This window comes from Eubacterium pyruvativorans (assembly GCF_900102225.1).
GTDB lineage: Bacteria > Bacillota > Clostridia > Peptostreptococcales > Anaerovoracaceae > Aminicella > Aminicella pyruvativorans.
Map to the genome: position 1 here is coordinate 1 of NZ_FNBF01000027.1, position 12179 is coordinate 12179.

At 52.0% G+C, this 12179-nt stretch carries 10 protein-coding genes; all 10 read right to left on the bottom strand.

From position 1 onward, the window contains the following. Positions 1-178 precede the first annotated feature (178 nt). Positions 179-469, bottom strand: a complete 291-nt coding sequence (gene cas2 / locus BLQ24_RS08355) for a CRISPR-associated endonuclease Cas2 (protein WP_090164507.1) — start codon at positions 467-469, stop codon at positions 179-181. 31 nt (positions 470-500) lie between these two features. Further along, a complete protein-coding gene (gene cas1c, locus BLQ24_RS08360; protein ID WP_090164508.1) occupies positions 501-1532 on the bottom strand; it encodes a type I-C CRISPR-associated endonuclease Cas1c in 1032 nt (343 codons plus the stop codon). Between the two features lies 1 nt (position 1533). Next, the gene (cas4, locus tag BLQ24_RS08365; RefSeq protein ID WP_242869623.1) at positions 1534-2202 is read right to left on the bottom strand and encodes a CRISPR-associated protein Cas4; all 669 of its coding nucleotides are present in this window, start codon (positions 2200-2202) and stop codon (positions 1534-1536) included. Then, a complete protein-coding gene (gene cas7c / locus BLQ24_RS08370; protein ID WP_090164509.1) occupies positions 2189-3034 on the bottom strand; it encodes a type I-C CRISPR-associated protein Cas7/Csd2 in 846 nt (281 codons plus the stop codon). The genes cas4 and cas7c overlap by 14 nt, the downstream gene beginning before the upstream one ends. Continuing rightward, positions 3034-4818: a type I-C CRISPR-associated protein Cas8c/Csd1 gene (gene cas8c, locus BLQ24_RS08375; protein ID WP_090164510.1), complete on the bottom strand. Its 1785-nt coding sequence runs from the start codon at positions 4816-4818 to the stop codon at positions 3034-3036. The genes cas7c and cas8c overlap by 1 nt, the downstream gene beginning before the upstream one ends. Further along, positions 4818-5534: a type I-C CRISPR-associated protein Cas5c gene (gene cas5c, locus BLQ24_RS08380; RefSeq protein ID WP_090164511.1), complete on the bottom strand. Its 717-nt coding sequence runs from the start codon at positions 5532-5534 to the stop codon at positions 4818-4820. Before cas5c ends, cas8c begins: the two co-directional genes overlap by 1 nt. After that, entirely contained in the window at positions 5516-7915 is a 2400-nt protein-coding gene (locus tag BLQ24_RS08385; protein WP_090164512.1) for a CRISPR-associated helicase/endonuclease Cas3, read from the bottom strand. The genes cas5c and BLQ24_RS08385 overlap by 19 nt, the downstream gene beginning before the upstream one ends. Positions 7916-8183: 268 nt before the next feature. After that, complete coding sequence (gene ptsP / locus BLQ24_RS08390; protein ID WP_090164513.1) at positions 8184-9842, bottom strand: phosphoenolpyruvate--protein phosphotransferase; 1659 nt, start codon at positions 9840-9842, stop codon at positions 8184-8186. A 114-nt stretch (positions 9843-9956) separates the two neighbouring features. After that, on the bottom strand, positions 9957-10220 hold the full coding sequence (locus tag BLQ24_RS08395) for an HPr family phosphocarrier protein (RefSeq protein WP_090164514.1): 264 nt from the start codon (positions 10218-10220) through the stop codon (positions 9957-9959). Positions 10221-10272: 52 nt separating this feature from the next. Further along, a complete protein-coding gene (locus BLQ24_RS08400; RefSeq protein ID WP_090164532.1) occupies positions 10273-12162 on the bottom strand; it encodes a PTS sucrose transporter subunit IIABC in 1890 nt (629 codons plus the stop codon). Positions 12163-12179: the final 17 nt, after the last annotated feature.

Below are 12179 nucleotides of genomic sequence, written 5' to 3' on the forward strand. Positions count from 1 at the left end.
CTATGCTCCAATCTTGTGAGCAGTTCCAAAATATCGATTCAGGCTACCTGTTTCTGTAAAACAATATCAGAAATACAGGATTTTCTTGGTGCGAACGTACCGCCGTCTGAACAACAGCTCCCGGTTCGCACCGATGTTTTCATTTTTCGGCCACGGATATGCAACCCGTTTACCTTTCTCAGAGTATCAGTACGCCTTCCGGATCGTAGGAAGTATCTTTTCCATAGTGTTCGATCCGGCTTTGATACTTGTTTCCCAGGTTGTAGAATCGAAGACTGTCTTTATCAGAATCATAGATATCCAGCAATTGGTTTTTCAACGCAATATACTTTGCCTGATCCACATCACATTGAAAAACAGAGTTCTGCACTCTTTGACCATAGGATACACAGACCTTTGCGATTTTCGCCAGTCTCTTCCGTCCCTCTCCAGTTGTTGTATTTACGTCGTACGTTATCAAAATGAGCATAATTCCTTCCAACTCCGGTCCTCACCAGGACTTATTTCCAGAAGAACGGGGGATATTCTTCGATATCGCCCCGGATGCATCGTGCCAACAACAGCGCCTGGATATGCGGCACCAATCCCCAAGGCATTTTCTCCTTTATGAATGGATGGGTGATTATTTCAGTCTTTTTCTTCTGCCACTCCTGCAGGAATCGTCTCCGCCCCTCTTCATTCAACAGAACTGCTCCGCTTTCCTGCAAATCGAAGTCCGCAGGAGCAATCATCCGATTATTAATTAGAGTCAGAACGAAACGATCCGCATAAACAGATCGCAATTCCTCCATCAGATCCAATGCAAGGGATCTGCGACCGGACCGATCCGCATGCAGGAATCCAACATACGGATCCAGTCCGTTCCCCTGAAGTGCCGAGGCACAGTCATTTGCCAGAAGTGTATACGAAAAGGAAAGGAGCGCATTTACCCGATCCATAGGTGGTCGACGTGTGCGGGAAAGAAAACTGAAATCATTCTTTTGCTGCAAAACCATCTGATCGAAGAGGCTGAAGTAGATCGAGGCTGCAGTGCCCTCTATTCCCATCAATTCTTCAACAGACCTCGCATCTTGCGCTTCTTTAAGCATCTTTTTCATGGCATCCGCCGCATCGTTAAATACTTTCTGATTCACACGCATAGCATAACTTCGTCCGAATTTGAGGAGAAAGTAACGAGCATTATATATTTTTCCGTATATAAAATTCTGGGCAAAACGTAATGATGATTCCTCATCATCCGCATAACGATATTGTTGGCGTCGAAGAAAGACATTCCCATCAACCGTCCCACTGGCACTTGCCAGATATCTGCCCCGCGGCGAGAAAAACGAAAGTTGGATTCCCCTCTTCACACATTCACCCATCAGGCTGGGCGATGCACCCCGGTACGAGAAACTAACAATTCCCTCCAAAATATGCAGCGGAACCATCCGCTTTCCGGTTTCCGAACAACTGACTGCGACATTTCCTCCATCCAGGGACAGCCACGCATCTTCCGACGTCACATATAATGTGTTCAGCAGTTTTCGCAAGTTAATCCCCTTCCTTCAGATGGGACCGGATATAAGCGGTCACATCACACCGGCCGGTTGTCTGCAGCAATTCAGACATACAGATGTCATGCATGGAACATCTTCCGCACTTCTTTCCAGGCTTGACTTTCGGTGTATATCCGCGCTCCAGGTATTTCCACATGACCGCTGCCATCTCGATGCACTCCTGTCGTAAATCATCAGTCAGAAGGACATGTTCCCGATGCCTCGTTTCTCCGTAGAACAAATCTCCCTCCATGATCTGACATCCCAGCATCTCCTCCAGACAGATCGCCTGCGCTGTAACCTGCAGCCGGTCACAATCCTCTGTTTTCGATTTCCCATGCTTGTATTCAACCGGACGAATTCTCCAGGTTCCCGGTCTTCCTGTCAGCGAAATACCATCCTCATCCGGTATCAATTCTACTGCATCACAGATTCCGGTCATCCTGTATCGATCTGAATGAACACGCATTCCCCGAATCGTTACAACCCCCTGACGATAATCCCGGACACCAGCCTCATGAACCCGGTCATGCATTGCCCTGCCCGCAGCGGTCAGGCCGCTCTCCTCCCAGTGATCTTCTACATGAATCAGTGCCCATTGCCGTGGACAATATCGGAAGTGCTGGATCCCGGATATCATCAGATAATCATTATTTTCCTTCAAGTTCCTCCACCTCAAGATCCGGGAGCTTCTCTACATGGATCACATAATCTTCAGCGGAAGAAGGAACGAGAACGCCATCCTTCTTCTCAACCTTCACGCTGCGGTGAACTTTTGCCGAGGAGTACTGCCCATCCTTACAATTATGCCGGAACCAGAACAGTTTCACGATTTCCATGGAACCGTCCGGGCGGGCCGATGATGTATCATTGACAAAGAGAGACTGGAGGGCGTTCTTGATTTTTTCTGCATCCTCATCCGTGAACCCGGTCTTCTCCGCCAGCTGAACATTGATCGAACCTTTGATTTCATAAAGTCCGAATTTCACGAAATGTTTCATTCCCATGGTATCCGAACTCTTCGCTGCCTTTGTTTTAGACGGTTCACCGTTTACACTTTTTGTGATCTGCATCGACTGAATTTCAACCGGATCCATGCTGACCGCACGATGAATGCTAACCGGTCCCCGTACGCCAACCGAGGCACAGCCGAAATCTTTGAAAGCAAATACCTGTCCGAAAGAGCGGACATCGATCCACCTGCCGCAGGCGGTTCGGCTGAATTCATCCTTATCCTTTATCTTCTTCAATTCATCGGCCCGCTCCTTCAGGCTCTTAGCGCCGTCATCCGATCGATCATCCGACTGCACGAATACCGCCTCGCCCATATCCTGGAGCCGGTTCCGGATTTTCCGCTTGAGACAGACATCTGATATTTCCCCATATCCGTTGTAATCTGTACGGGGCCGATTTCCGTCCAGCGGGTCTCCATTCGGATTCGCTCCGGACACCGATGCAAATGCAACGAAATCAATCTTGTTCTGTAATGTGCTCATTATTCTGCCTCCTCTTCTTCATCCTCGGATTTCTTAGTATAAAACTCGTTTTTCTGTAAGTAGTATCCCATCAAATATGTTTCCTCCAGCGGCTTGTTATAGTCCTCCTGCGGAAAAGCGGAGAGCATTTCCATCACTTCTCCCACCAGGCGTTCATAATAGATTCTAAGCCCCGGATTCAAACGGGGGTAGTACGCCGTTTTTAGTTTTTCCATGATCGTTGCTGCTGCATAACCTGGCCGCTGGACAAATACCTGCTGCAGACGGATCGCATTGGTTTCCCGATCATCCGTCCCATGCAGTGCAGAACGTTCGATTCCCTCCATAATCGCAAGCAATCTTCCAAACTGATAACTCCGATCCTGACACTTCGGATTTAGCGCCATCTCCCATTCCTCCTTATTGTGATCCCAGTGATATTTTCGGATCGCAGCGCAGGCCGCGAAAACCACCCTGCTGCGATTCTTCTTTGACAGTAACTTCAGATTTCCGGCCCTCCGAACCATTGCTCTCATCAGATCTTCCGGGAAACCTGCTCGGTCAATTCGACAGTGAATCAGACGCTGCATCTGTTCCGGCATAACGCGTTCATCCACATCGAATTTCTGATCATCTTTTTCGCCTCGCATCGTACCGTATGCAAACCGGACGATATCTTTCAACAGCGGAGAGTGGACGCCATATTTCACGTCAATCCAGCAGCAGCTGTTGTCCCAATCCATCATTCTTTTCAGAAAGTCTGATCGAAGCAGCTCGTTGTAATATGTTACAGCGAGCCTTCCACTGGTTGCAGCATCGAATCCCGCAATGACAATTTTCTCCGTTTCCGAGAAATGATACAGATACCCTTTTACAGCGTCTCCCAGTTCCTTCCGATATCCCTTCGGATCGACTCGTTCTTCCTGCTTCGGAAGCATTGGATTGATGATGGACGGAACCTTGTGGCCATCAGGATTCCAGGCGACGAAAAGTCTGCTTCCGATTGGAATTCCGTAATTCGCAACGACCCATTTCAGAGCATTGTGCGCTTTCTGGGAAGCAATATAGCTGACGCTCACTGCCTGATCGGACTTTTCGAATCTGCCGCGATATGTAAAATTCACATGATCATTCGCTGAGATAATCTTGGAATTACCGTTCAGAGACACGACCCCTTTCATGTGCTGCTTCGCTTTTTCCAGGTATTCCCCCGTCAGATAGCAAAAATCCACGTTCCCATCCTGATCCAGATCATGGATATAGTATTCTTCCCAGGAACGGAAAACGGCTTGATCTGTATAGATCGGCCCGCTCTCTTCTCCCAAACCAGTGACCCACCATACAATCAAATCTTTTTCGTTTGATACGGAACCTTTCTCATCTATTTTCAGCAATCCCGCTTTTTCCAGATCCGAAGTTACCGTATTTCTGCCCAGGTAGGAAAATACAGCTTTCACTTTCGGATGACTGTAGTCGGAACAGGCCCACCCTTCCAGCTGCTGTAGATATTCCGAATGCTTTTTTTGATTTGAATCAGTAATATAACCGACCTGATCACATATCGGATGCGGACATATGCCGCTGGTCCTTCCCGCCGACTGCTCTGTAACCGGAATAATGACCTTCAGCTCATCTATCGCTTCTGCCTGGAGAAATGTTCCATCCGCATCGATCGTGATCCGAATCTGAGGCTTCGTCGTAATGTGCCCCACGGGCGCCAGCGGCTCTTTTCCGTCCCCGCCGGTCACCCCGACGATACGGGACATACTGTCATACGTTTTCATTGCCTGCTGCAGCAATCCCATTATTCCACCTCCCCAAATTCCGAAAGACCACTGAAGTTGCCTTCTCCGAATTTTTTCATTTTCATCGGTTTCACAATCCGATGCACAGCACAATCTTCCGGTCTCGGAAAGGTGATGACGCCCTTCTCCATAACCGGTTTCCACAGACCGATCGTCATATTGTCTTTTGTCTCTTCGGACCATGCCTCATCGGCATAGGTAATGCCGTGGTACATCATGTCGAAGTCCAGCCTGGGAATGGCGTCATAAGCTCCTGTCCCTTCACCGAATTCACAGGGCTCCACATAACCCTGACACTCCCGGGTTCCCAGGAAGATATCCCTTCTGCCACCCTTTCGGATCATGCGCTTTGCGATTTCATGATGTTTGTTTTCGTTGCGGTCTCCCTCCAGTTCCGGCCGGTTCAGGTTCCACTCGAAATGAGCCTGCACCTGATAGCACACATCCTTCAGATAAGTATAGTATGCCAGGTCATTCCCACCGTTATACTTCACCGGGCGGATGCCCTTCACCTCGGTTTGAATCGGCTTCATTACCCGAACCCGGTCAATGTACCAGATAATCGTCGGTTTCCAGTAGACTGAAGCCATGATCCCTTTCAGGGCCTCATAGGTCGGGATCTGATAGGTTGATTTTTCACCACCCACACGGGTAATGGGGTCTGAGAACAGGGCGTAATCGCCATAAACCTGAAACGTCACAATATTAGGGTGCATCCGTCACAACCTCCTTCTTCTGTTAATCCGATTTCACGATCATAATATTCACCCAGCAGCGTGATAACGCCGTCTTCGCTTTCCTGCAGTGCTCCTTCCTCCGAAAGTTTCTTCAGCTGGTAAGAATATGCGGATACTGAATAGTCCTTCGCCTGATCCAGCAGCTTTTTTCGGTACGCCAGATCATGCTGACCCCTGTCGGAGTATAACTCCGAAATCAGCGTCTCTCCTTCCTCATCATAAGGAACGATAATGCTGCTTCCCTCCTGATCAATAACCCGGAACAGTTCTCCTGCCGTTCGAAAAGCCTGGTTCGTCATGTAGTGCTGCCGGGGATCCTCTTCACAGCAGTTACAATACTCCTGATTCGAAGACAATAACTGAAACAGGGAAGGCTGATGACTGTCCACATATCCATCCTGCTCCCCCGGGTACATGGAACTGAACAACGTTTTGTAATAAAAATTCACTGCAGCATCCGATGTGAGGGAATGTTGGTATTTCTCCGGTTTTTTCCTCCAGTCATGCAGCAGTGCCAAGAAGGCACTTCTCTCCCTCCGGATGTCCGGAAGCATTTTCAGATTCTCGTCCTCAGCATGAATCACATACACCGGAGCGGCCTGGTCTGATTCTCCGTTCCGGTTGCATCGTCCGGCAGACTGTACGATACGATCCAGTCCGGCTGCCAGACGGATGACACAGGCAAAGGAAATGTCCACACCGGCCTCCACCACCTGCGTGGAAACACAGATCACACGGTCTTTCCTGTCCAGCGCTTCGTAGATTTCCTTGAGGGTCCGTTTTCGATGCGCCATACACATGGATGAAGACAGGTGGAATATCCTCACATCTTCGGGTTTTCGATTCTGTAATTCCCGGAAAAAATTCTGTGCTTCGCCTTTTTTGTTACAGATCAGCAAGATGCTCTGCTTCTCCTCGATCTTCCGAAGAACAATATCCGGAATCTCTTTCATCTGGCACGAGTCAGGGCAGGTCACTTCGGTACGACGGAATATTTCTTCATACCGAAGGTACTGATCCGCCGGAACGAATGGCTCCGGACGAATATGCATCGGATGATCCGCCGCCTCCAGGCAAGGCTGGGTGGCGGAACACAGAATCACCGTGGCATGACAAACTTCGGCAAGGAAATTGACCCCCAGATTAAACAGAGTCAGGTATCGCAGTGGAACGGTCTGTACCTCATCAATCAGTATCACACTGTCAGCGAGAGACTGAAACCGCCGGATACACGTCGTCCTTCCACTGAACAGCGTATTCAGGAACTGAACCATTGTTGTAATGATGACAGGAGCATCCCATGTTTCTGCGAGCAATTCGTATCGCTCCAGCTCTCCTGTATTCTCCTGATCATGAAGAATGTTCGAATGGTGCTCCAGTACTACTTCTTCCCTTCCCAGAGCCTCCCGGATCACCTGGGCATTCTGATCCAGAATGCTGATCAGCGGCGCAGTGTATATAATTCGCTTCTTTTCCTTTTTCTGTGCATGGGCCAGAGCGAAACGGAGTCCGGACAGGGTCTTTCCGGCACCGGTCGGCAGATTCAGCCGGTACACGCCGCCGGGTTCCTCCGAGAACTTCTCACAATACTCGGATAGCTCCCTTCTGGCTTTCTGGATCTCGGTTGCGTTCGGCATTTTTTCCAAGAATTCCTCCAGAGAAGCATGTAATTCCTGCCATAGCTCAGGATTTCCTGGAATGATCTTGGAATAATCCTTTCCGGCCATAAACTCTGCCGTATCTCGCCGGTCCCCGTCAATGACCGCCGACAGCAGAAGTCTGGACAGCATTCCTTCATAGAAATAAGTTTCTAATGGGTCGTTATGCCCTTCCGGATCACTGATGCATTGTAGTTTCTGTACCAATTCAGAATATGCCTCCTGCAGCAATTCCGTCAGTTCTTCTTCCGAAATACATTCCTTGAAAAAGTTCTGCATCGCCTCTCGGTCATAATCAGGCTGCTTCTCCACCCTGTGCCGAAAACCGTTTTCTCCGGACGAATTAATGCAGTCGAAATTGCCGTGATGGGCGCCGTCCGCATAAGCCAGAATTTCCGCAGCGATATCGTCAAACGTAATGGGTCCCTCTTCCTGATGATGGTTCTTCATCAGCCAGGACACCGCCGAGAAAGTATGGATCACAGATCCCTTCTGCACCCTTTCCCCCGCAGCGGACCGGTGGATGTAGGTGTTGAATGCATTCGTAAATTTTCCGGCATCATGCAGAAGGCCTGCGAAATAGGCCGCTTTCCCGAGCCCGATTCCTTCCAGGTCTTTCTCTGCATAACCCGCCGTATTTCTGCAGTGATCCCTGCAGGTCTGTTCTACTCCTGTTTCCGGATGGATATGTGCAGTGAACATTCTGTGTCCTCCCCCATTATGCAAACGATCTCACTCACATGTCATATCATACCAGGAAATCAACTCTGATAACAGTCATATTTAGAAAATTGGCAATTGTCATACCGAACCATAGAGCAGAACCCCTTCGTTATTTTGCAATTCCGGGCGCCGCACCAAAAAAAAGCAAGCGCGCACAGACCCTCTTCTCGTTCTGTGCACGCCTGCGGCATATTCCTTTGACTTATGATACACCCCGCCGAAACACCCGCCCGCAGGAAGGCATCTCTTAGCGGAAGTTTTCCTCCTCCACCTTTTCCGGCAGGCTGAGGTCCAGCCCCCGGACCACTTTTCGAAGGGGCAGCGTCGCCTTCGGATTCACCGACAGCTCATCCACGCCGATACGCAGGAACTGTTCGGTCAAATCCCGGTCCGCCCCCAGCTCGCCGCAGATGCCGACCCAGATGCCGTGGCGGTGGCCCGCCTCTACGGTAGCCTTGATTTCCTTCAGTACCGCCGGGTGGTGGGTATCCAGGAACGGATCCAGCTTGTCGTTCTGGCGGTCGATGGCCAGTGTGTACTGGGTCAGGTCGTTTGTTCCGATGGAGAAGAAGTCACAGTGCTCCGCCAGCTCGTCGGCAATCATCACCGCCGCCGGCGTCTCGATCATGATGCCCACTTCCATCGGTCCTGTCGGAACGCCTTCCTGCTCCAGTTCTTTCCGGCACTCTTCCAGCAGTTCCCGGGCAGAAACCAGTTCCCGCACGCTGATGATCATCGGGAACATAATTGCCAGGTTGCCGCAGGCAGAGGCCCGGAGCAGCGCCCGGAGCTGGGTTTTGAAGAAGTCTTTCCGGGTGAGGCAGATACGGATCGCCCGGAATCCCAGGGCCGGGTTATCTTCATGATCCAGATTCATGTAATCCACCTGCTTGTCTGCGCCGATATCGCAGGTGCGGATGACCACCTGACGGGGCGCCAGGGCTTCCAGCACTTCTTTGTATGCATTGAACTGCTCTTCTTCCGTCGGCGGATTCCCCTTCGTATTGAGATAGACGAATTCCGACCGGAACAGGCCGACCCCCTCTGCATCATTCTCCAGTACCGCTTCCACGTCCTCCGGACCGCCGATGTTGGCATAGACCTTCACCTTCGTTCCGTCTACGGTGACGCTTTCCTTTCCTTTCAGATCTTCCAGCAGGGCAGCTTCCTTCTGATCCTGTTCCTGCCGTTCCAGCATGACCTTCAGGATTTCTGCCGTCGGATTCACGTAGACGCTGGAATTGTACCCGTCCACCACGGCTGTCATGCCGTCCCAGCTGTCATCAATTTCCTGGCACTGGATGACGGTCGGGATATTCATGGTGCGGGCCAGAATCGCCGTATGGCTGGTGGCACTGCCGCCCCGGGTTACGATGCCCAGGATCAGGGACTTGTCCAGGCTGATGGTCTCTGACGGTGCCAGATCCTCGGCCACCAGAATCGCCGGCTCGGTTCCCTGTATGCCATCCGGATCAATGCCCATCAGCACGTCCAGCGTCGCATTTTCCAGATCCCGGATATCCGCACTACGGGCACGCATGTATTCGTTATCCATCTCCTCGAACATATGCGCCACTTCCTCGAAGCCCTGCCGCACTGCGTATTCTGCGTTATGTCCTTCGTCATTGATGCAGTCCTTCACGGCATCCAGCAGATCGTCGTCTTCCATCATCATGGCATGAACCTGGAAAATCGCCGCATTGTCTTCGCCGGCTTCTTCCACCGCCTTTTCATACAGATCGTTCTGCTGTTCGATGACGGCCTCCACAGCCTCTTCAAACCGCTTCACCTCCGCCGCCGGATCTTCTGCCGGGGCATCGGAGATCGAGCGGTCCGGTTTCCGGAATATTTTGATATTCCCGACAGCAATCCCGCTGACGATGCTCTTTCCTGTTGCAGTCAGCATATCCTTTTCCTCCCTCTCTTGTACGCCCTGTCCGGCCCTCAGGAGCTGCGCCCCGGAGCGGACAGCAGTGTGCGCTGCCGGACAGGATCCGGCAGCGCCCCACTGCAGCGTCTGTTATGCCAGCTTGTTGTCGATGAACGCCTGACGGATCGCCTCGGCGGCTTCTTCTTCATCCTCGCCGGTTACGGTCACTTTCACAACGTCGCCCTTCACGACGCCCAGTCCCATGACCTTGATCGGCTTTTTCATGTCGCATTCCTTCTCCCCTGCCTGGATGGTGACAGCGCTGGTGAATTTCTTCGCCACTTTCACAACAATTCCCGCAGGACGGGCGTGCAGACCATTCTCATCGGTAATCGTCAGTTCGAATTCTTTCATTTCATTTCCTCCTCTTGCAATATATCTTTTCGTTTGTTTCAACGATGTTGAACTATGCCTCGCTGTTGGCACCCGCATCGGCACCCAGCTTCACGTCCTCGTACTCGTCGCTGTTGGTCAGCAGGAAGACCACCATGTCCGGATGACCGGCCGCCTTGATCTTGTCCCGGTCGAATTCCATGATCTTCTGTCCTTCCTTCACGGCTTCATCTTCCGCCACCAGCGGACGGAATCCTTCGCCCTTCATGTCCACGGTTTCCACACCCACATGGATCAGAACTTCCATGTCATTCGGGCCGGTGATACCGATGGCATGCTTCGAGTCTGCCACGGAGCTGACCACACCGTCGCACGGCGCAATGACAACCCCCAGCTCCGGCTGAATGCCGATGCCTTCGCCCAGAATGCCTTCCGCAAAAGTCTGGTCCGGAATATCCGCCTGCGGAACAACCTGCCCGTAGGCCGGCGCCTTCAGTGCGCCGCCGCTGCAGGAAATCACCACCGGCATTTCGGTGTTTTCCGGAACATCCGCACCGGCGTCCTCCTCCAGAATCTCTTCTTTCGTCTTCTCCTGCTCTTCTTTCCATACTACCATAGTCAGAGCGAAGGCGACACCGCCGGCGATGGCCAGCAGGATCACGTACTTTCCGATGTGATTGATGGTCAAAAGTCCCGGGATTCCCGTGACACCGTACGCCTTGGCGCCGATATGAGAGATCGCTCCGAAGAGTGCCCCGCAGGCACCGCCGATCATGCCGCAGATGAACGGTTTCATGAAGCGCAGGTTGACACCGAAGATCGCCGGTTCTGTGATGCCCAGAGAGGCAGACAGAGCGGACGGCAGCGCCACAGCCTTTGTCTTACGATTGTGCGCCTTCACCGCTACGGCAAGGCAGGCACCGAACTGGGCAAAATTCGCCGCAGAGGCGATCGGCATCCAGATATTCAGTCCCCCCTTCTCCGCCAGCATGCCGGCTTCGATGACGTTGTACATGTGATGAAGACCCATGACAACAGTGATCGGATAGACTGCACCCATGATGGCCGCACCAATGCCGTGTCCCACGGTAATCAGAGTTTTCGCACCCTCCAGCACATAGGTTTCTCCGGTGGAGAACACCGGTCCGATGATCGTGAAAGTCAGGAATGTGGTGACCAGCACGGTGACCAGCGGTGTCACGAACAGATCCAGCATTTCCGGCACATGCTTATGCAGCCACTGCTCCAGTTTACACATGATCCAGACGGCGATGATCACCGGAATGACATGTCCCTGATAACCGACCGCCTTCACATTGAAGAACAGCAGATGCCATACCGGTATTTCGCTGGCTTTCATTCCGGACACGGCCCAGGCGTTGATCAGACCCGAATGAATCATACAGAGTCCGATGACACCACCCAGGAAAATATTCCCGCCGAATACCCGGGCCGCACTGACGGCGATGATCACCGGCAGATAGGCGAAGGCCGCACCGGAAACCAGATCCAGAAACTGATACCAGTCCGAGCCGTTGAATGCCGGATATGCCTTTCCCAGCGCCTCTACCAGGCCCATCATCAGACCGGATGCCACGATGGCCGGCAGAATCGGAACGAATACATCCCCCAGCGTCTTCACCAGCCGTTTCGGCAGCGGCTGCCGGGCCGCAGCGGCCGCCTTCACATCCGCTTTCGTGGCCGCCGTCATACCGGTGACCGCCAGAAACTCATCATAAACCTTGTTGACTGTCCCCGTTCCGATGATCAGCTGCAGCTGTCCATTGGAATTGAACATGCCTTTCACGCCCTCCACATCTTCCAGCGCCTTGGCGTCCACCTTGCTGTTGTCCGCAATGACCAGCCGGAGACGCGTTGCGCAGTGGGCGGCGCTGATGATGTTGTCCCTTCCGCCCAGGTGGCTGAAGATCTCCTCAGCGCACTTCCTGTAGTCCAATGCCATAAGATAATTCCCCCGTT

Coding starts and splice junctions, on each gene's coding strand:
- cas2 (WP_090164507.1), bottom strand. CDS start 469: ATGCTCATTTTGATAACGTACGACGTAAATACAACAACTGGAGAGGGA.
- cas7c (WP_090164509.1), bottom strand. CDS start 3,034: ATGAGCACATTACAGAACAAGATTGATTTCGTTGCATTTGCATCGGTG.
- cas8c (WP_090164510.1), bottom strand. CDS start 4,818: ATGGGATTGCTGCAGCAGGCAATGAAAACGTATGACAGTATGTCCCGT.
- cas5c (WP_090164511.1), bottom strand. CDS start 5,534: ATGCACCCTAATATTGTGACGTTTCAGGTTTATGGCGATTACGCCCTG.
- BLQ24_RS08385 (WP_090164512.1), bottom strand. CDS start 7,915: ATGTTCACTGCACATATCCATCCGGAAACAGGAGTAGAACAGACCTGC.
- ptsP (WP_090164513.1), bottom strand. CDS start 9,842: ATGCTGACTGCAACAGGAAAGAGCATCGTCAGCGGGATTGCTGTCGGG.
- BLQ24_RS08395 (WP_090164514.1), bottom strand. CDS start 10,220: ATGAAAGAATTCGAACTGACGATTACCGATGAGAATGGTCTGCACGCC.
- BLQ24_RS08400 (WP_090164532.1), bottom strand. CDS start 12,162: ATGGCATTGGACTACAGGAAGTGCGCTGAGGAGATCTTCAGCCACCTG.